The sequence below is a fragment of the Leptolyngbya sp. 'hensonii' genome, assembly GCF_001939115.1.
Lineage (GTDB): Bacteria > Cyanobacteriota > Cyanobacteriia.
The window spans coordinates 74664-93255 of sequence record NZ_MQTZ01000053.1 but is presented as its reverse complement, the minus strand read 5'-3'; the positions used below and the strand labels follow the sequence as shown (position 1 = coordinate 93255).

Sequence of the window (18592 nt, the reverse complement as noted above, 5' to 3'; positions counted from 1 at the left end):
GGAGAATTTCGGCATGGGTGCGTTGAGATCGTTCCAGTTGCGTCTCAATCTTGGCAATCAGTTCTCTGGGTTCAAAGGGCTTTTTCAGATAGTCATCGGCACCGATGGCATGTCCCTGGATGCGATCTTCAATTTCTTCCCTTCCAGACAAAAACAAAAATGGAATGAGCTGACCGGCTCGATTGGCCCTCAGATGCCGACAAAATTCAAATCCATCCATTTCGGGCATCGTGATATCTGACACGATCAAATCAAAGGGCTGTTGCTCGAAGAGGACGACTCCCTCCACACCGGATGCTGCTTCCTGAACCAGATATCCTCGGCTCATCAGATATTGAGCCAGATTGCTCCGGAGGTTAACATCGTCATCAACGACTAAGATTTTTTTCATTAGGAACTCTACACTAACTTAGGGATACAACTTGCAGATGGGGTTCATCTGCAGCCCCCCGCGTTCTTTGGTCAGACAGGTATCAAAAGTATCCAGGATTGCAGCATTCAAGGATTAAAACTATCAATCATTGAATGCTGCGGGTACAAATTGATGGTCACCACAGCTCATTTTGTTGGGTTGAGGTCGAGGAATTGGGAGGAGGATTCCTTCCGGAAAGGAATCCGATCTTCTCGGTGCCTATACCTTATATCCGCTTAAAACGGCTGTAAAATCCTGAAGTTTCAAATAATTTTTGCGCGGGATTGATAATGATTTTGCGAATTCCCTGAAAACAGAGAAACCGGGGAACCCCTGATTCTTTCGATTTGTATCCCCGTTCGTGTAACTTTTTTTCAGTAAAGACTGGTAATTGTATGTACGAAAAAATCACCCCCCCTGCTATGGGAGACCGCATCACCTTTAAGGATGGGGAACCGATCGTTCCTGATCATCCGATTGTTCCCTACATTCGAGGGGATGGTACGGGGATCGACCTCTGGCCTGCCTCTCAAAGAGTGTTTGATGCGGCTGTGCAGGCAGCCTATGGCGGGCAACGGCAGATTAACTGGTTCAAAGTGTATGCCGGAGATGAAGCCTGTGAACAATATGGGACTTATCAATATTTGCCAGAGGATACCCTGACGGCGATTCGGGAGTATGGCGTTGCGATTAAAGGGCCATTGACCACTCCGATCGGAGGTGGGATTCGCTCTCTCAATGTTGCCCTGCGTCAGATTCATGACCTTTATGCCTGTGTGCGTCCCTGCAAGTACTATGACGGGACGCCCTCTCCCCATCGGTATCCTGAAAAATTAGATGTGATTATTTACCGGGAGAATACCGAGGATATTTACCTGGGGATTGAATGGAAGCAAGGGAGTGCGATTGCCGATCGGTTAATTCAACTCCTGAACACCGATCTGATTCCAGGGACTCCAGAGCACGGGAAAAAACAGATCCCTCTGGACTCTGGGATTGGAATTAAGCCGATCAGTAAAACAGGATCGCAGCGCTTGGTGCGGCGGGCGATTCGCCATGCCCTGCGGCTGCCGCCAGCCAAGCAAATGGTGACCCTGGTCCATAAGGGGAACATCATGAAGTACACAGAAGGGGCATTCCGGGATTGGGGGTATGAACTGGCGACCACTGAATTTCGGGAGGAATGTGTGACCGAGCGTGAATCCTGGATTCTCAGTAATCGGGAGCGCACCCCCGATCTGGCGATTGCCGAGAATGCCCGTAAGATTGAACCGGGTTATGATGCATTGACGCCAGAAAAGCAGGCCCAGATTTGCCAGGAGGTTGAATCCGTCCTGAACACAATCTGGGAAACCCACGGGAATGGCCAGTGGAAAGATAAGATCATGGTCAACGATCGCATTGCAGATAGCATCTTTCAGCAGATCCAGACCCGTCCGGATGAGTACTCCATCCTGGCAACAATGAACCTGAATGGGGATTATCTGTCTGATGCGGCGGCAGCGATCGTGGGAGGTCTGGGAATGGGACCAGGGGCTAACATTGGAGACAACTGTGCCATTTTTGAGGCCACCCATGGCACAGCCCCCAAGCATGCTGGTCTGGACCGGGTTAATCCAGGTTCCCTGATTCTCTCTGGGGTGATGATGCTGGAGTATATGGGCTGGCAGGAAGCGGCTGACCTGATCAAGAAAGGATTGGGGGCAGCTATTGCTAACCGGGAAGTCACTTATGATCTGGCTCGCCTGATGGAACCACCCGTGGAACCCCCGCTCAAGTGTTCCGAGTTTGCGGACGCCATCATCCGCTATTTTGGTGCTTAATATTGCCCATTACTGTAAAAGGGGCGAGAGATAATCTCGCCCCCTGCATCAATTTGGCTTATCAACAATGCCCGACCTCAATTTAGAGAGAGAGCTCAGGGCTGGTTGAATGCCTGCGCCCCGGTATCAGGTTCAGGACATTCAGGGCAGACTGTCCCAGCGAAGGTAGAAGTTGGGGCCGCAGGAGCCGATCGTCAAATTTGCTCATCCGCCGAGTATTTTCCACTAAACAGGTCGAGAGGAATTTCTCAGGGGTCAGATCAACATCAATGACATTTCCTCCAGTTGCTGTAAACCCTGAGCCAGAGCCGGTTGAAGCTGCGCTGCGGATTAAATTGACCAGGTTCAGCAGGGCTCTTCCATAATTCCAGAGGGTCAGAGCGGCTGGGATGGGTTGAGTTCCCAGGCCTTGTTCCACCTGATCATAGGCAATCCAGTTGACGAAGAAGCTGATGTGACGAGCCTCCTCATCCAGCACATGGTCAAAGATGGTCAACAGGCTCTCCGGAAAGAACCCGGATTGACGCCCAAGCTCAAAGAGTCCGAAGGCGAAGAAGGAATCGATACATTCCCCGTAGCCAAATTTGATGAATGCAGGTTTGATGTCTGCTGGAATGGGGGCGAGGGGGTGGACAATGGGCTGTAAATGATAGCGATCGGTCATGTGTTTGATCAATCGTCCATGCCGAGCCTCCTCCACCCCTTGGAGAGCGATGGCTTCCTGAATCACCGGATCTTGAATGGTTTCTGCAAATGCACTGACCATCAATCCGGCTCGCTGTTCGATGCGAATTGCTTCTCCCCAAAAAGGAATACTTAGTAGCCGCTGCAATGACTTCTCATCCATCTCTGGCCAGGGCAACTGTTCGGGCTCAAATTGCCGATGACTGTCTAGAAAAGTTTTGCAGAATAGCTCTTTGTGTTCCGTTGATCCAATTTTCATCTCACCGCTCCATGCTCACTTCGGCGGCAGCAGCGGGTACGGGTCGAGAGGCTGCCGTGATTTGTTCAATTAAGGCAATAACAGTACTGCGGCTGAGTTTTTCCTCGCCCCGCATTAGGGAATCCAGGGTGGCATGGGCCAGCATCAATGGGATCTGGCAAAAATCGAGTGCCGGTCCCTTCGGAAGGGCTGCAGCATAAGCATCTGCCAGAGACAGGTTGCGTCGGGCATAGGCATGGACATCTTCAGCGCTCCAGCCATCGGGGAAGAAGTTGACTCCTCGGGTCATGTCTTCCCGATGGTTGCGGAGGATGTTGACAGCCTGTAAACCTCGACCAAAGCCGATCGCCTGATATCGATCGGTGCGGGTGCCATCATACCAGGCCCACAGATCGGACAGCATCAACCCCACTGCACCGGCCACACTAAAGGTATAGCGATCTAAATCAGCCTCAGTTTGTACCTGCCAGTTAATCGCGGCCCAGTAAGCCATGCGGTCTGCCATGGCGGCTGTTGCATCCCAAATTCGGGGGGAAATACTGGATGGAGCCAGAAGCGCCCATTCTCCAACCCGATAAGATACCTCTGGGAGCAAGTGGCGATAGTCAGCCAGGGCTCGGGTCAGGTGATCTGCAGTAAAATCATCACCTGCGGACTGAAGTTCCAGACTGATGATTGTCAACAATCTGGTTTTGAGCGCATTGTCCAGATCGGGGTGGTCTTCGATCTCATCGATCGCCCGCATACACAGGTACGCAGATGCTACTGCCTCTTGCAGACCCTCAGGTAGGCGACTAATGGGAATAAAAAAAGTACGACTCGTCTCCTGCAGGATCTCCAGGGCATTTTTGCGAAAGTTCATCAGTTCACTCCTCTAAATCAGGTTGCGGAAACTGGAGGCCACAGAGCAGATGTCAACATGCTGATATCCGCATGGAAGCAACTTTCTATGGCAAGACCTCCCGATATGACAGTTCAACGATGGCAGGCTATTCAGGATGGTTTTACTGGCTTGAGTCTCATCCTAGCGATACGGATAGCATTCTGGGGGGCTGATGCAGTAGGGCCTAAGTACCGATGGGAAAATTGGTTGATTATGACCTCCCTGCATTTGTCCTTGTAAAGTGGGTCTTTTGTCTGTGTCCGTGAACACTGAACCTCTCACCTGCCATTGATTTCAGATGGGGAACGCAACCACCCATAAATTCACCATAGATTTAAAGTGATACCAACGATCGAGCAAATGGGTCAGTGCAACTATACCTGTTGAAAGTGTGGCAGGGGAATACCGTTTAACAGAAAACTTTAACGAATCTAATGAATTGTATAGTTATCAAAATATTTTCATGCTTTTCTTAATGTCGGCTGAGAACAGAGGATAACCATGTCAGTGCTTGCCTTTGTGACTGGAGGAACGGGATTTGTCGGTGCAAACTTGATTCGCCTGCTGCTTCAGGAGGGGTATCGAGTTCGGGCAATGGTGCGCTCTGGGAGTGCGCTCCATAATCTTCAGGGGTTAGATGTGGCCTTGGTGCAAGGAAATCTCAATGATTCAGATTTAGATGGGAAGATGGCAGGTTGCCAGGTTCTGTTCCATGTTGCTGCCCATTATTCCCTCTGGCAGGCAGACCGGGAGATGCTCTATCACCATAATGTGTTGGGTACCCGCAATGTTTTGGCTGCGGCTCAACGAGCTGGCATCGCTCGAACAATTTATACCAGTTCCGTGGCTGCGATCGGGGTTGGTGCTGCGGGGGTACCTGTGGATGAGGCGTATCAGAGCCCTGTCGATAAACTGGTGGGCCACTATAAGAAATCCAAATTCCTGGCTGAACAGGAGGCCAGACAGGCGGTGGCAACTGGTCAGGAAGTGGTGATTGTCAACCCAACCACGCCGATCGGTCCCTGGGATATCAAGCCCACGCCAACGGGAGATATTATTCTGCGGTTCCTCAGACGGCAGATGCCTGGTTACCTTCATACCGGGCTCAACTTTATTGATGTGCGGGATGTGGCGAAGGGGCACCTCCTGGCTCTGGAAAAAGGGCGATCCGGGGAACGATATATTCTGGGCCACCAAAACCTCTCCTTGAAAGCGTTCCTGGAGGCTTTGGCTGATTTGACTGGATACCCGGCTCCGCGCTATGCCATTCCCCCTTGGTTACCTTTGGCGGCGGCTTGGGTGGACGAACGGCTGCTTGCACCCCTGGGAAAACCCCCTGCTGTTCCGTTGGATGGGGTGCGGATGGCAGGTCAGTTTATGTACTATGATGCATCAAAGGCGATCGATGAGTTGGGTTTGCCCCAAACGCCCTTGGAGACCGCACTGAAAGATGCTGTGGCCTGGTTTGTCGAACGGGGATATGTGGATTAGTCATGGGTTATTAGTCATTGGTCATTACATGACAAGTATTTAAGTGGTGGGAGGACATTGATGGGAATTCACTGGCAACAGGCTCTTGAAGTTGGCAAATATTTGGTTATGCAACGGTTGAAAGGGCGGACTCAGTTTGCCCTGACCCTGATGCTGGAGCCCCTGTTTCGTTGTAATCTGGCCTGTACCGGTTGTGGCAAGATTCAGCATCCGGTAGAAATCTTGAAGCAAAATTTATCACCCGAAGACTGTTTCAAGGCTGCTGAGGAGTGTGGAGCCCCAGTGGTAGCTATTCCTGGGGGGGAACCGCTTCTCCACCCCCAGATTGATGAGATTGTACGGGGATTGGTAGAACGACGTAAGTTCGTTTATCTCTGTACAAATGGAATTCTTTTGGAGAAAAGTCTGCATAAGTTCCAACCTTCTCCCTACTTTTCCTTCAGTGTTCATCTAGACGGTCTGCAAGAACTCCATGACCACTGTGTCGATCGTAAAGGGGTTTTTGAAACGGCAGTTCAGGCGATCAAAGCAGCGAAGGCCAAAGGATTTCGAGTCACGACTAATACCACTATTTTTGAGGGCACTGATCCGAAAGAAATTCAAGCGTTGTTTGATTTTCTGGCTACCCTTGGGGTGGATGGCATGATGGTATCTCCGGGATATAGCTATGAGTGGGCTCCAGATCAGGATCATTTTCTGAAGCGGGAGCAAACAAGAGGATTGTTCCGAGAGATTATGGCTCCCTATAGAGCAGGCCAGAAAGCCTGGAACTTCAATCACAACCCTTTGTTCCTGGACTTTCTGATGGGAGAACGGGACTACGAATGTACCCCCTGGGGCATGCCCAGCTACAGCGTTTTGGGTTGGCAGAAACCCTGCTATCTCCTGAATGAGGGGCATGTGAACACCTATCAGGAATTGCTAGATAGTACGGATTGGAGTCAGTATGGGCGGGCCAGTGGCAATCCCCATTGCGCCGATTGCATGGTGCATTGCGGGTATGAGCCGACTGCGGCGATGGATGCTATGGAGCCTAAGAATATTGGTCGATCGGTGGGCACATTGCTGGGAATTGGAACTTAAACTCTTGCGCGCAAACGCCCATAGCGAATCGGATGCACTCCCTAACCGAAAAGATGGTTTTTAGGGAGGGCGTAGCCACAGTAAAGACAGGCAAGCCGTTTAGAGCTACTATTTCGCCTGCAATTGGGGCAAGTAAGAATTTGCTTGCCCATTTCTCCATCCAACTTGCCATCTCGCAGATCAATCTCGGTCATCTTAATCACCAGATCATCTTCGGTGAGGGAGGTATGGTCTCTGAGGAGTTCCCAAAGGGCCTGACATCCAAGGGAGAGCTTCTCCACCCGTTGCTGCAACTGGGCAACATCCTGGGCAACGCTGTCAATTTCATGGGCTGCCCGGTTAGCTTTTAAGTCTACATCTTGAATTTGCTTCTGCTGATAGTACCGATCCCAAAAAAGAGTCATAGACACTCCTCTGACCTACGGATTGCTTTTCTGTTTTAACCTAAGAGGGAAGTCATGAGTCAGCGATTCATCTTAAAAAGATTATAAGGAAGAGAGAATCATGAGCCGGGGACTTCCACTCTCCAAGATGGGCTGTGGCACCTGGGCCTGGGGAAACCGCCTGCTTTGGGGCTATGACGAAAGTATGGATGGGCAGTTGCAGGCCGTCTTTAACTGTTGTGTCAGCCAGGGAGTCACCCTCTTTGATACGGGTGATTCTTATGGCACGGGTCGTTTGGCTGGGCGCAGTGAATTGTTGCTGGGCCAATTTTCCCGAGACTATGAAGGGATGGGCAAAGATCAGATTTGCATTGCGACCAAACTGGCAGCCTATCCCTGGCGCTTGACCCGCAGCGCGATGAGATCGGCCTGTCGCGCATCTGCCGATCGTCTGGGTCGGCCCGTAGATCTGGTGCAAATGCACTGGTCCACCGCCAATTACGCCCCTTGGCAGGAGAGACCCCTGCTGGAGGGGCTGGCCGATCTCTATGAGCAAGGATTGGTGAAGGGGGTAGGGCTGTCTAATTATGGCCCTAGACAGTTGCGGTCGGTGCATCAGCGGTTTGTGCAGCGAGGGGTTCCGATCGCAACGTTACAGGTCCAGTACTCATTGCTGTCTACTTATCCGATTACAACATTGGGGTTGAAAGAAACCTGTGATGAACTGGGGATTCGCTTGATTGCCTATAGCCCTCTGGGACTGGGGTTACTCACCGGCAAGTACGCTGATTCGAAGATGCTGCCCGGTGGACTGCGGGGCTTCCTGTTCCGTCAGCTTCTGCCAGGGATGCGTCCGCTACTGGATGGGTTACAGGCGATCGCGACTTCTAGAACTAAAACCATGGCGCAGGTGGCGCTGAACTGGTGCATGGCGAAAGGAACCATCCCAATTCCTGGGGCGAAGACCTTGTCACAGGCGCAGGAAAATATCGGAGCCCTGGGTTGGCAATTGGATCCGGGGGAGGTCGCTGAACTGGATCAACTGGCGGCTAGAGTCGATCGCAAAATGGTGCAAAACATCTTTCAAACTCAATGAACTGGGTTTGCTGATTAATCAATGTTTGTTCCTGGACGGGCTGTCTGGAGGACTCTGAGAATGTCTGAGCGGTTCATGCCCGGTTGAATTTCGGGTCTATACAGGAGGCGAATCAGGGCTTCATCCAACTGGGTATATCGGGTCGTATGGGTCCAGGGTTGGTAGAAAATGCTCTTAGGATAGCGGTAAGAGTCTCGCATGAGACCGAGTGCCTGGGTTAGTTCTTCTCGAATTAGGTGCGATCGTTCCTGTTGAGTCATGCCCTCACTGCTGATTAGAATCTTCCCCTGCGTCAGAATATACTGCTGCGATCGCAGCCAGAAAAAGCCATAGTTGATGGGCCGATAGTTGGGTTCATAGCGGATAAATTGGGACTCTGGGACAAAGTAGATCTCCAGATTGGCGACGATTGCATCTCGCGTCAGATTGAGGCTAGGGACCAGGTGATTGATCTCCGTGATGACCTGATTCAGGGTGGCTTGATCGGCTGGGGTGGGCGTGCCATGGACTCGGATGCGAATTGGCCCGACCCATTTTTTGATTTTCGGCTCTGAATTGCCAAACTCGCTGCCGAGGGCAACTTCCAGAAAATACTGGATCTCTTTTGGGGTGAATTCGAGGGGCTTCAGCGCCGGATTGTGCCCAGAGAGAGGGGAGACAGATTCTGGTGGTTGGGGACGTGGCAGGGCAACTGGCCTGGAGGGGCTTTGTGTGGAACTGACAGGCCTGAATGGATGATGGCTCAAAAGGAGAATATTGCGGTTCAGGTTCTGTTGTAATTGCCGATAAAAAGGTTGTACGGACAGCCTATCCAGGGTTGGCAGAAGAACATGAACTAGTTTGATCAGAACGCAGGCTAGGATGACAGCCAGGAACAGATCGGTGAGAGTATTCAGCAAGATCCGCATCACAATCTGGGCAGAAGCCTTTCAAGGCAGTTCGCAGAAATAGTACTTATATACTAAGGCGGAATTTAGCTTTTAGCAGTCAGTCGATCAAGGGTTCTGAATCTTGCTGGGAGGGATGGGGGAGGTGTTGGGAGATGGCCCTGGACTCTGGCCGATCGGCCCAGACTTCATCAAGGGACAGTAGATTTTCCTCTGACTCGTCACTGCTTTCGAAAGCGCTATGCAGGTTGCCTGACTCTCCAGGGTCATTGAGCACATCATACTCAGGATAGCCAGGAGCGTCAGCGGGTAAATCAACGGAAGGTCGATAGCTGGGAGCTAAACGTCCAGTGGAGCGGCGGTTGGCAGGCTTGCCTGGGGCTGGGCGTGTGAAACTGCGCCAGGCTGCCTTGACCCCTGCAAAGACACTACGAGTGGTAACTTGGACTCGCTGGGCTTGTTTTCTAGCTCCATCCAGGCTCTGATCCACCCGTTTAACGACCTGGCCAGCGTTTCTGACGCCTTCACTCATATCATCAGTCAAATCGCTGATTTCCATACCCGTCAGGCGAATGGCCTCTAAGGTGGGCGGGAGATCTCGGCTTAAGGTGTCGAATAGCTTTTCAGCGCTGCGGGCGGCCCTTGCCAGTTCCAGGACAGCAGGGATGAGCACAACCAGAACGGCAGTGAGACTGATCGCAACCAGTAGAATGGAAAGTCCAAGAAAAAAGACAGGATCAATCACAAGCGCTGCCTGATTATGCCTCAGCGAGGTTTTCTGGAAGAGTCGCGTAGGGTGCGTAGCTGGGGTGGCTGATTCAAGCCTGAAGACTCAGTAGGACTGTCCGTCGGAGTATGACTTTCCTCCTGGCTAGCTTCTAACCCGGCGGCGATCGCCTCTCGCAAGCGAACTAAGGTGCCATCCCATCTGCGCAGAGCAGATTCAGAGAGCCGATCGGCCTGCAGTTGCACGCTGGTGGATAAATCTTCAGCAATTTCGGGTAGTGCATCCGCAGACTTTTTCAGGAACTGTCGTGTTTCGCGCCCACTCCGAGGAGCTAGCAACAGGCCAGTGATTGCCCCTACGGCTGCTCCTATTAAAAAACCACCCATGAATGCGCCTGCACGATTACTCGACATTTCAGCTTCTAACCTTTTCTGTTGATTCCACATTAATCCATCTGAGCCACTTACTGCCGTAACTCATGACAATTTATTCGAATATTTTTTGATGGAACTTTTACGGTTTCCTCTTGCCATCTGGCTCCACCACCCTGATGCCCATCCCAGCAGCAGCAGCACCTGCCGCAACTTTTCGACTTGGGGTTCCAGCCCTCGATAGCGTTGCCTGAGCTGGTAGGTTCCCCGCTGGGCCCACAGGATTGCTGGCGGAGAAACAGCCAGCCCTCGGCGAGTTGCCCGTTCATAGGCAGTCAGCCGATTGGCCGCCCTGGCCAGAAATCCCTTCATCTGCCAAATTTTCCAGGCTAGATAGAAACAGGCAAGGGCAATGACAACATTGGTAGCAATGATTGCCGTAATCATACAGAGAATTTCTGGACTCCAGTATGGAATTCATTTTAGTCCAGGCTGGAGGGGCAAGTGTACTGAATAAATCACTTTTGATCTCCTGCAGATATGATGCGATGATGAGAAATACTCAATAAATCGCAACAAACTTAATAATTGTATGGCTGAAATTCAGTTTTCTAGAGGGATTCCGGAGGACGTTATCCCTGACGTGCGTTTGACTCGTTCCCGTGACGGCAGTAATGGAGCAGCAACATTCTACTTTGAAAATCCCCGTGCCCTCAGTGAGACCAGTACGGAGGATGTGACGGGGATGTATCTGTTGGATGAAGAAGGCGAACTGGTGACGCGGGAGGTGAAAGCCAAGTTCATTAATGGTCAGCCAGCCGCTTTGGAGGCGACCTATGTGATGAAGTCTGTCGAAGATTGGGATCGCTTTATGCGCTTTATGCAGCGCTATGCCGAGGAAAAAGGTCTGGGCTTCACCCAGTCGTAACGAGCGGACTATGCAACACCCTTCATCGCCTCAGCCCCACCCAGATGGCTCCGGACGTGCAGTGACTTGTGCGGTCTTGACGATCAGTGATACCCGTACGGTGGCAACCGATCGAAGTGGACAGCTCATTCAAAGTCTTTTAATCGAGGGGGGGCATGGCGTTGGGTTTTATGAGGTGCTTCCCGATGAGCCGACCCCGGTTCAGGAGAAACTACACAGCTTGAGTCAGGCTTTGCAAATAGAGGCTGTGATTCTCAATGGTGGAACAGGGATTGCGCCCCGGGACACGACCTATGAAGCGATCGTCGGCTTACTGGAGAAAACCCTGCCCGGATTTGGAGAGCTCTTTCGCTGGCTCAGTTATCAGGAGATTGGCTCCAGAGCCATGGCTTCAAGGGCGGTTGCGGGGACTTATGGAGAAAAGTTGATCTTTTCAATTCCTGGTTCTACGGGTGCGGTCCGTCTGGCAATGGAAAAGTTGATTTTGCCTGAACTGGCCCATCTGGTCACCCAACTAAGGGGAGGATAAAAAACAGGGCGCAATTTAATCGCGCCCTGTTCAAGGGATGAATGGTTGTTGAGATTAGTTGGTGTTGCTCTGTCTGGCGGATTGGTTGAAGTTAGGCCTTGTCAAGGCAGTAGTCTGCAGGACTGTGACTGCGCGTGCATATTGAGGATCTTCCCGAGTCCCAATCAGTTTAGGATTAGTGACCAAAACTTGCCGCTGAGCGTCAGTCAGATCAATGGTCACATCTGGGGTAATTCCCTTCTTGCTGATGTCTGTGCCTTTGGGGGTGTAGTAGTGAGCAATTGTGACAGCTAGCCCCGATCCATCGGAGAGGGGATGAACGGATTGAACCAGCGCTTTACCAAAGGTCTGGCTGCCAACAACCATGGCTCGGCCATTGTCCTTCAGAGCCCCAGTCAGGATTTCACTGGAACTGGCCGAGTTGCCATCCACTAGAACAACCAGGGGTAAATTCGTTAAGGCAGTGCGATTGGCCTTCATTTCCTCATTTCTGCCCCGTCGGTCAACTGTGCGCACGATCGAACCGGTATCCACCCACATGCGGGAAATTTCAATACTGGCCTGGAGCAGTCCCCCTGGATTGCCCCTCAGATCGAGCACAAAAGCATCCACTTTCTGATTCTGAAGTTCATTAATGGCTCGCCGCATCTGGTCAGCTGCGTGGCTGCTAAATTCACTCAGACGAATGTAGCCGATTTTTTCCTGTCCTTCCTGGCGAATGGAAAAGCTGACCGTAGGCAGCTCGATCTGGGCTCTTGTCAGGGTCAGATTAATTTCGCCTGCACCTTCCCGGAGAAGACGCAGGTTTAACTTGGTTCCCACTTCACCCCGGATCAGGCTGGAGGCTTCCTCGACGGTCATACCCTGGGTGGGACGGTTCTCGATCATCAAGATCCGATCGCCCGTGCGAATGCCAGCTTTGCTGGCCGGGGAGTTGTCGATGGGCTCAACAACTGTCAACATGCGGGTTTGCTCGTTCAACTCCAGACGAATCCCGATTCCAGATAGTTCGCCTCGGGTCTGGTTGGTCAGGGACTGATACTGCTTCGGGTCCATGAATCGGGTGTAGGGATCACCCAGCTTCTCCAACGCCTCTCGGATAGCGCTATAGGCTTCCTCCCGGGAATTGTAATTAACGCTCAGCAGCCGCTGTCGGACCATCAGCCAATCGACCTTGTTAAACGAGCCATCAACATAGTCCCGATTAACAATTTGCCAGGCTTCGTCCACAACCACTTTGGGACTATCCTGAAAAGTCGCCTGAGCTTTAGTCCCAGGTAAATGAAGGGCTGTAGCGGTGACAACTGCTCCCGTGAGCAAAGCGGTCTGGAAGAAATTGGGGCGTCTGGAGAAAAATTTCATCGGTTCAAACCATGAATACGCTAGGAGTTGATGATGAGAAAAAGACGGCCAGGAGCGAACAGATCAGGGAAAACAGCCAGAGTCGCTCAGGAACCAGAATCTGCCAAAATTAAATCCGCAGCAGGTGATTCAAAAGCCCTCAATCCCATAGTGATCAATCAAACAGCGATCAAGCACTACTCTCACATGACATGAAAATGTTGCTTAACGGTATCGCGATAATTAAATAGAGCAACAGCGCGATCACGCTAAATGCTAAGAACTATAACGTATTAATCGTTGGCAAGAGGGTTATAAAAGTCCTATATCTGGAAAAATAACTGGCTCTTGAAAGCGTTACCCCTCAGGATACCCAATCCTCTCAATCGAAAAGTACTTATAGTATGCCACTTTTAAGAAGTGACCTATTCAATCTAGGCTAATGTGATCAGCAAATCTGGTTCTCAGTATACCCACACACCTCCGATTAGAACGATTCCGGACAAACTTCTCAAGATTTCTGCCGGACCAGGTGCTTCTGCAGGAGCGGATGATTCAGCGCTTCCAGGCTCAAGTTGCCCCCTACCTTCTCGAAAATCAAGAGTGCCATATCCAGGGCCTTGTGATAGTTTGCTTTGTTCCCCTGATGGGCAAAGAGTTGGGCTGCCTGGAGAAGATCATCAATGGCAGCCTGACGATCGTCCGTACGGGTATAGGCCAACCCTCGATAGAAATAGGCCAGGGCAAAGTTGGGCTTAAATCGCAGGGCGATACTGTAATCTGAGATCGCTGCGAGTTTATTGCCCATGCGGGTTTGGGTCAGTCCCCGATAGAAATAGGCCATGACAAATTCTGAGTCAACCTGAATTGCCCGGTTGTAATCCTGGATGGCTGCAGCACCATCGCCCTGTTCTGCCTGCATCAGCCCCCGATTACAGTAAGCAGCGGCATTGTAGGGATTAATCCGCAGAGCCTGGGCAAAATCTGCCAGGGCTTCTGGTTTTTGATTCAGGCTATGGTAAGCCAGCCCCCGATTGTTGTAAGCCACATCATCTTTGGGGTTGACCTGAAGCACCTGGGTGTAGTCTGCAATCGCCCCTTGCTTATCCCCCAATTCGGAGCGAGTTGTGGCCCGATTAAAGTAGGCGATCGCATCACTCCCATCGATCGCCGGATCTTCGAAGCGATGCATCAACCCCTGGATGACCCGGCTGTCTGTGGTCCGAAGCCCAACCTCCAGATTGGGAAAGACGGCGCTGGAGGTAGCAATGTTATGAACTCCCAGAATAGCCATGGTGCGATCGCAGACGACGAAGTTTTCATCGGTGCCCAGAATCTTGAACTTAAACTGCTTGGGATACTGACGTTTTAACTGTGTCAGCTGATTTAAGGCATCAAAAAGAAAGCCTTCCTCCAAGGAACTGGCTGCTCCCTGTAAATCGATGCAGCGGGGTTGTCGGCTTTGATAGGTGCTGCCCAGATGCCCCAGGCCAATTTCAATTGTTCCTTTATTGTCCAGAAAGTCCTTAAACTTCTGCACCAGGGCGTGATCAAAATTGGTTTCACTCAGCCAGGGCCAGACCACAATTAAGTGATGGCGTGCCTGTTGCAGGACTTCCTCCAGAATTGTCCGACTGCCAGCAACCCCCTCTCCCTGGATATCTGGTTTACTGTCAGCATCTTTGACGGCAAAGACCAGATTGTAGCGAGGTGCATATAAATCATCAGAACCAGGATGATGGGACTGACCATTTTGAGCCTTTTCCGGGTGGACCCTATGGTTCGTGTGAATGCCAGTGAGGTAAGTTTCCACTTTGTCCAACCGCCCTACCAGGGTTTCCAACTGCATTTGAAAAGCACTGGCATCTAACAAATGGCGGAGCGAGTCTGTTTCCTGGATGGCGGGTTGCAGCGCCAGGGGAAGTTGTTCCAACTTTTGCTCCAGGGTCGTAATTCGATCCTGGACTTCTCGGATTAAATTCCCCTGCTTGTTGTCGTTGGTTTGGGAGAGTGTCTCCTCGGTTCTGACCTTACGGCTGATTTCCTCCAACTGCCGCTTAAAGATGGTGACTGCCAGCTTGACCGGTGCCACAGTTTGTTCCACATTCTTCTGCTGTTGCTGGATTTGATCAATATCCACTGCAATCCGCGCCAGTTCTCGACGGGGGACCAGATCACCCACCAGACGAATCAGGGAATCAATATCTTGACGGAGAGAAGTGGAATCGAAGGGCGGTGGTAGATTATTGAGACGACGATTCAGGTGATTAATCTGGTCCTGGAGTGGATTGAGATTGACTTTCGGTTCATTGACCACATGTTGAAGATTTACCTGTAATTGGGCAAATTCCCGCTGGATTTGGTTGGCGGCTTGCTCCAAGGCATCAACTCGGTTCAAAGGGGCCAGACGATGCAGATAGGAGGTCACCCCATTTAAAGCTTCGGCCAGGGTATTGTACTGGTCCTGTAGCTGACCCAGTTCCCGATGGATGCGGCCAATTCCCTGTTCTTCGAACGCATCAATCCGTCTGCCTATTTCCCGATGCAAGTCTGCGATCGCTTCCTGGGTCTTCTTTAACACGGTTTTTTTCAACCCGGTCAGATCCAGCAAATTGGGCAGAGAAAGGACCTGCTGGCGCACTGCTGTCAGGTCGTTGGTGAAGCGTTGATCCAGTTGGGCCAGACTAGCGGTTGTGGTCTGCTGGGTCAACTGTTCAAACCGACGCCGACTCATCAGGTTGAGTAAGAGGAACAGGGAGAGGGGCGCAGCAGTGTAGGCCAGTTGTTGAGACAGGATTGATACAACTGAGCCTGCGCCAGTGGTAAAGAGAAGAACATTTTCCGAGACTTCTAGCCAGGGACGATTTTTCACGACATCTACTCGGCTGCTGGTAAGGGAGCCGACTGCCATGGAAGAGGCAGGATTCGGGTATGGAGCAGCACCTTAACTAGGTTTTCAGGTGTTTGAACAAATCATCAGGACTTGCTGGACACAACTATAGATTTAAAAGATTTAAATTTTTGATCGATCCACGTCTGAGGATTGTTAAAGAAAGCAGCCCCCCGACCTCAATGGTCGGGGATTTTCATCAAAAGAGAGCAGGTCATCCCCTCGATGGCAGGTTAAGGATTCTCTGGAGGGTGAGTATCTTCCTGCCCATCGATCAAATTGCGCTTGGATTCTTTTAAGTCATTCCATAATTCTTTGATCTGTTCGTAAGCAGCTCCAGGAGGGATTTTTCCACCTGTTTCTAGGCCACAAATGATGGAAACCCGCTGGGCGAATTCCTGTAGATTGGCATTAAAGGCCAGTTGCTCTGGCGTAAACTGGCCGTAGTAGCGACCGATTGGGTACAGGAAACGGTCCTTATCGAGATTGCCGGAGTTCTCTGCCACGTTAATTCCCCAAACCTGAATTTTGACCAGGGGGCTTTTTGTCATAACCCCTGAAACCATTATTAAAATTCTATGCTGGACTGGAAGAAGTCTCCACGTGTTTCAGGATACAGTGATTGACGGTAAAAGCAGGGTTCAGTGGGGGATCCATGGGGGAAGACGATCGATTCTGGATGCAACGCTGCCTGGAGCTGGCCCGTCAGGCTCTGGGCAAAACGGCTCCTAATCCTTTGGTCGGGGCCGTGGTCGTGCAGGATGGGGGAATGATTGGGTCAGGGTTTCATCCTGGCGCGGGTCAGCCCCATGCCGAAGTCTTTGCCCTGCAACAAGCCGGAATTCAAGCCAGAGGGGCCACCCTCTATGTCAATCTGGAGCCCTGCAACCATTATGGCCGCACCCCCCCCTGTTCCGAAGCTGTGATTGCAGCGGGGATCCGGAAAGTGGTTTTAGGCATGGTGGACCCGGACCCCAGAGTTTCTGGGAGTGGAATTGACCGCTTACGCTCAGCTGGGATTGAAGTGGTTGTCGGGGTCGAAGAAGTAGCCTGCCAGACTTTAAACGAAGCTTTTGTCCATCGGGTGCGATATCAGCGGCCCTTTGGCCTCCTCAAGTATGCCATGACCCTGGATGGCAAGATTGCTGCCCCTGGGGGCCACAGCGCCTGGGTTACCAGTCCAGCAGCCCGGACTGTGGTGCATCATCTGCGAGCCACCTGCGAGGCGGTGATTGTGGGGGGCAATACAGTGCGGCAGGACAATCCCTTCCTGACCACCCATGGGGTTGCCGACCATAATCCCCTGCGGGTGGTGATGAGTCGATCGCTAGATTTACCAGCGGCAGCCCACCTGTGGGAGACCCAGACTGCAGAAACCCTGGTTTTGACCAGGCCGGGACAAAATCCAGAGTTGCAACAAGCCCTGCAGCAAAAGGGTGTGACGGTGTTGGAACTAGACCCCCTCACCCCAGCGCAGGCTCTGGCGCATCTTTACGATCGGGGATGCCTGTCGGTGCTTTGGGAATGTGGGGGGATGCTGGCAGCCCAGGCTATCGCCGAAGGATGTATCCAGAAAGTTCTGGCGTTTATTGCACCCAAGATCATTGGTGGGGCTACAGCACCTTCCCCGATCGGCGATCTGGGGTTGACCCAGATGACTCAGGCCCTATCCCTGGAGCGGGTTCATTGCCAAGCAATCGGTCCAGACTATCAGATAACGGGTTACCTGACGCCACAGCGGGCAGTGGGGCCGTCAGTTGCAGAATAATTTCCGGAATGGCAAATTCCTGTCGAATCAGGGTTTGCAGGTGATATAGCAGGGGATCTCGGGCTCTACCATCCTGGGGTGTGACGGTAAGATGGGCACAGAGGATGCCCTGACCCAGGGCTACAGTCCACGCCTTCAAATCCTCTACTGCTATCACCTCTTCCTGTTGCTCCGGCAGGGTCTACAAGCGGGCCAGATCCAAATGCCCTGATGGTTTTTCCAGCAAAATATTCAGGCTCTGTAGCACCAGAGGGACCGACCCTACCACGATCAGGCTGGCGACAAAGAGACTCATTACCCCATCGACCCAGAGCCAGTGCAGGATCCAGATGGCGATCGCGGCCAGGATCACCCCAATTGAGCTAGCGGCATCTGCCACCATATGCAGGAAGGCCCCCCCGGAGATTCAGGTCGAAGTGGGTATCCTGATGTAAGAGCAGAGCGTTAGTGGTATTGACTCCCAACCCGATCACAGCCGTCACTAGCATGGGCAGGCCGCAATTGCAGCCGGAGGATGCTGCAGGTGCTCCAGAGCTTCCCATCCAATCCATAACTTAGAAGAGCAACCCAATTGCCATCCTAGTCCAGATAACCAATCAGAGTGCTGGTGGCCTGATCAGTGTTAGATGCGATCGGGCGTCCACCGGGTAACAAGTTGTTGTGATCGTAGTGGAGCGTCCCGACAGAGACGGGACGATGACCTGGTAGGGTGTCGGAAGTGACATACTTGTGGGTGGTTGCGGCGATCGGACGGTGGCCCGGTAGATAGGCAACCACCTCAAAGCTGCTGACTGAGATCGGACGCCCACCAGGTAGAGAGCTTACCTCCAGGTATCGGGTCAGGCTGCGGGTGATCGGGCGATTATTGGGCAGGGGGACAATGTGATGAGTTCTGGCGCTCTCGCTGCGAACAGCCAGACTGGTTACTTCAGATCCTTTCCCAGCCTGATTGTCCTGACCATTCTTTTTATCGTCTTTCTCATCTTGCCGGTCAGCTGTTGCAGTGTTAGTCATAGACCGTTTAACCCTATTAATGA

The 18592-nt window shown here is 51.9% G+C and carries 20 protein-coding genes; 7 read left to right on the top strand and 13 right to left on the bottom strand.

Annotated elements, in window-relative coordinates; all coding sequences use genetic code 11:
* A partial coding sequence (locus BST81_RS23130; RefSeq protein WP_143780462.1) for a response regulator occupies window positions 1–391 on the bottom strand: 391 nt, incomplete at its 3' end.
* Window positions 392–807: 416 nt separating this feature from the next.
* On the opposite strand from BST81_RS23130, the gene BST81_RS23125 reads away from it, so the two are divergent.
* Window positions 808–2235, top strand: a complete 1428-nt coding sequence (locus BST81_RS23125) for an NADP-dependent isocitrate dehydrogenase (RefSeq protein WP_075600881.1) — start codon at window positions 808–810, stop codon at window positions 2233–2235.
* Between the two features lie 82 nt (window positions 2236–2317).
* On the opposite strand, the gene BST81_RS23120 is transcribed toward BST81_RS23125, so the two are convergent.
* Both BST81_RS23120 and BST81_RS23115 read right to left on the bottom strand, forming a co-directional pair.
* Window positions 2318–3178 carry a ferritin-like domain-containing protein gene (locus BST81_RS23120; RefSeq protein ID WP_075600880.1) on the bottom strand — a complete coding sequence of 287 codons (861 nt, stop codon included), beginning with the start codon at window positions 3176–3178 and terminating at the stop codon, window positions 2318–2320.
* Between the two features lies 1 nt (window position 3179).
* Complete coding sequence (locus BST81_RS23115; protein ID WP_075600879.1) at window positions 3180–4040, bottom strand: phytoene/squalene synthase family protein; 861 nt, start codon at window positions 4038–4040, stop codon at window positions 3180–3182.
* 522 nt (window positions 4041–4562) lie between these two features.
* On the opposite strand from BST81_RS23115, the gene hpnA reads away from it, so the two are divergent.
* Together hpnA and hpnH are read left to right on the top strand one after the other, a co-directional pair.
* Window positions 4563–5552, top strand: a complete 990-nt coding sequence (hpnA, locus tag BST81_RS23105; RefSeq protein ID WP_075600877.1) for a hopanoid-associated sugar epimerase — start codon at window positions 4563–4565, stop codon at window positions 5550–5552.
* A 60-nt stretch (window positions 5553–5612) separates the two neighbouring features.
* Window positions 5613–6635 (top strand): adenosyl-hopene transferase HpnH, encoded by a 1023-nt coding sequence (gene hpnH / locus BST81_RS23100; RefSeq protein ID WP_075600876.1) that lies wholly within the window; start codon window positions 5613–5615, stop codon window positions 6633–6635.
* Between the two features lie 41 nt (window positions 6636–6676).
* Here the strand turns inward: hpnH and BST81_RS23095 are convergent, their stop codons facing one another.
* Window positions 6677–7039, bottom strand: a complete 363-nt coding sequence (locus BST81_RS23095; protein ID WP_075600875.1) for a hypothetical protein — start codon at window positions 7037–7039, stop codon at window positions 6677–6679.
* A gap of 100 nt (window positions 7040–7139) precedes the next feature.
* On the opposite strand from BST81_RS23095, the gene BST81_RS23090 reads away from it, so the two are divergent.
* The gene (locus BST81_RS23090; RefSeq protein ID WP_075600874.1) at window positions 7140–8114 is read left to right on the top strand and encodes an aldo/keto reductase; all 975 of its coding nucleotides are present in this window, start codon (window positions 7140–7142) and stop codon (window positions 8112–8114) included.
* A gap of 14 nt (window positions 8115–8128) precedes the next feature.
* Here BST81_RS23090 and BST81_RS23085 read toward each other — a convergent pair whose 3' ends face one another.
* The 4 genes from BST81_RS23085 to BST81_RS23070 form a co-directional block, all read right to left on the bottom strand.
* Window positions 8129–9022 carry a DUF2927 domain-containing protein gene (locus tag BST81_RS23085; protein ID WP_075600873.1) on the bottom strand — a complete coding sequence of 298 codons (894 nt, stop codon included), beginning with the start codon at window positions 9020–9022 and terminating at the stop codon, window positions 8129–8131.
* 79 nt (window positions 9023–9101) lie between these two features.
* Complete coding sequence (locus BST81_RS23080; protein WP_075600872.1) at window positions 9102–9746, bottom strand: DUF948 domain-containing protein; 645 nt, start codon at window positions 9744–9746, stop codon at window positions 9102–9104.
* Window positions 9747–9766: 20 nt separating this feature from the next.
* Window positions 9767–10141, bottom strand: coding sequence for a YtxH domain-containing protein (locus BST81_RS23075; protein WP_075600889.1), 375 nt, complete (start codon window positions 10139–10141; stop codon window positions 9767–9769).
* Window positions 10142–10204: 63 nt separating this feature from the next.
* Window positions 10205–10546, bottom strand: coding sequence for a hypothetical protein (locus tag BST81_RS23070; RefSeq protein ID WP_075600871.1), 342 nt, complete (start codon window positions 10544–10546; stop codon window positions 10205–10207).
* A 145-nt stretch (window positions 10547–10691) separates the two neighbouring features.
* On the opposite strand from BST81_RS23070, the gene psb28 reads away from it, so the two are divergent.
* Both psb28 and BST81_RS23060 read left to right on the top strand, forming a co-directional pair.
* Window positions 10692–11027 (top strand): photosystem II reaction center protein Psb28, encoded by a 336-nt coding sequence (psb28, locus tag BST81_RS23065; RefSeq protein WP_075600870.1) that lies wholly within the window; start codon window positions 10692–10694, stop codon window positions 11025–11027.
* Between the two features lie 10 nt (window positions 11028–11037).
* The gene (locus tag BST81_RS23060) at window positions 11038–11556 is read left to right on the top strand and encodes a MogA/MoaB family molybdenum cofactor biosynthesis protein (RefSeq protein WP_075600869.1); all 519 of its coding nucleotides are present in this window, start codon (window positions 11038–11040) and stop codon (window positions 11554–11556) included.
* A 54-nt stretch (window positions 11557–11610) separates the two neighbouring features.
* Here the strand turns inward: BST81_RS23060 and ctpB are convergent, their stop codons facing one another.
* The 3 genes from ctpB to BST81_RS23045 form a co-directional block, all read right to left on the bottom strand.
* Window positions 11611–12918, bottom strand: coding sequence for a carboxyl-terminal processing protease CtpB (gene ctpB, locus BST81_RS23055; protein WP_075600868.1), 1308 nt, complete (start codon window positions 12916–12918; stop codon window positions 11611–11613).
* A 490-nt stretch (window positions 12919–13408) separates the two neighbouring features.
* Window positions 13409–15808, bottom strand: coding sequence for a tetratricopeptide repeat protein (locus BST81_RS23050; protein WP_075600867.1), 2400 nt, complete (start codon window positions 15806–15808; stop codon window positions 13409–13411).
* Window positions 15809–16020: 212 nt separating this feature from the next.
* Window positions 16021–16338, bottom strand: coding sequence for a hypothetical protein (locus BST81_RS23045; protein ID WP_363080717.1), 318 nt, complete (start codon window positions 16336–16338; stop codon window positions 16021–16023).
* A 71-nt stretch (window positions 16339–16409) separates the two neighbouring features.
* Here BST81_RS23045 and ribD point away from each other — a divergent pair, with 71 nt between their 5' ends.
* On the top strand, window positions 16410–17555 hold the full coding sequence (ribD, locus tag BST81_RS23040) for a bifunctional diaminohydroxyphosphoribosylaminopyrimidine deaminase/5-amino-6-(5-phosphoribosylamino)uracil reductase RibD (RefSeq protein ID WP_363080715.1): 1146 nt from the start codon (window positions 16410–16412) through the stop codon (window positions 17553–17555).
* Between the two features lie 181 nt (window positions 17556–17736).
* On the opposite strand, the gene BST81_RS23035 is transcribed toward ribD, so the two are convergent.
* The gene (locus BST81_RS23035; protein ID WP_075600865.1) at window positions 17737–17937 is read right to left on the bottom strand and encodes a cation transporter; all 201 of its coding nucleotides are present in this window, start codon (window positions 17935–17937) and stop codon (window positions 17737–17739) included.
* A 197-nt stretch (window positions 17938–18134) separates the two neighbouring features.
* Window positions 18135–18569: a hypothetical protein gene (locus tag BST81_RS23030; RefSeq protein ID WP_075600864.1), complete on the bottom strand. Its 435-nt coding sequence runs from the start codon at window positions 18567–18569 to the stop codon at window positions 18135–18137.
* Window positions 18570–18592: the final 23 nt, after the last annotated feature.

Bases quoted from the DNA above. Each gene is read 5' to 3' on its own strand.
- BST81_RS23125 (WP_075600881.1), top strand. From the start codon at position 808: ATGTACGAAAAAATCACCCCCCCTGCTATGGGAGACCGCATCACCTTT.
- BST81_RS23120 (WP_075600880.1), bottom strand. From the start codon at position 3,178: ATGAAAATTGGATCAACGGAACACAAAGAGCTATTCTGCAAAACTTTT.
- BST81_RS23115 (WP_075600879.1), bottom strand. From the start codon at position 4,040: ATGAACTTTCGCAAAAATGCCCTGGAGATCCTGCAGGAGACGAGTCGT.
- hpnA (WP_075600877.1), top strand. From the start codon at position 4,563: ATGTCAGTGCTTGCCTTTGTGACTGGAGGAACGGGATTTGTCGGTGCA.
- hpnH (WP_075600876.1), top strand. From the start codon at position 5,613: ATGGGAATTCACTGGCAACAGGCTCTTGAAGTTGGCAAATATTTGGTT.
- BST81_RS23095 (WP_075600875.1), bottom strand. From the start codon at position 7,039: ATGACTCTTTTTTGGGATCGGTACTATCAGCAGAAGCAAATTCAAGAT.
- BST81_RS23090 (WP_075600874.1), top strand. From the start codon at position 7,140: ATGAGCCGGGGACTTCCACTCTCCAAGATGGGCTGTGGCACCTGGGCC.
- BST81_RS23085 (WP_075600873.1), bottom strand. From the start codon at position 9,022: ATGCGGATCTTGCTGAATACTCTCACCGATCTGTTCCTGGCTGTCATC.
- BST81_RS23075 (WP_075600889.1), bottom strand. From the start codon at position 10,141: ATGTCGAGTAATCGTGCAGGCGCATTCATGGGTGGTTTTTTAATAGGA.
- BST81_RS23070 (WP_075600871.1), bottom strand. From the start codon at position 10,546: ATGATTACGGCAATCATTGCTACCAATGTTGTCATTGCCCTTGCCTGT.
- psb28 (WP_075600870.1), top strand. From the start codon at position 10,692: ATGGCTGAAATTCAGTTTTCTAGAGGGATTCCGGAGGACGTTATCCCT.
- BST81_RS23060 (WP_075600869.1), top strand. From the start codon at position 11,038: ATGCAACACCCTTCATCGCCTCAGCCCCACCCAGATGGCTCCGGACGT.
- ctpB (WP_075600868.1), bottom strand. From the start codon at position 12,918: ATGAAATTTTTCTCCAGACGCCCCAATTTCTTCCAGACCGCTTTGCTC.
- BST81_RS23050 (WP_075600867.1), bottom strand. From the start codon at position 15,808: ATGGCAGTCGGCTCCCTTACCAGCAGCCGAGTAGATGTCGTGAAAAAT.
- BST81_RS23045 (WP_363080717.1), bottom strand. From the start codon at position 16,338: ATGACAAAAAGCCCCCTGGTCAAAATTCAGGTTTGGGGAATTAACGTG.
- BST81_RS23035 (WP_075600865.1), bottom strand. From the start codon at position 17,937: ATGGTGGCAGATGCCGCTAGCTCAATTGGGGTGATCCTGGCCGCGATC.
- BST81_RS23030 (WP_075600864.1), bottom strand. From the start codon at position 18,569: ATGACTAACACTGCAACAGCTGACCGGCAAGATGAGAAAGACGATAAA.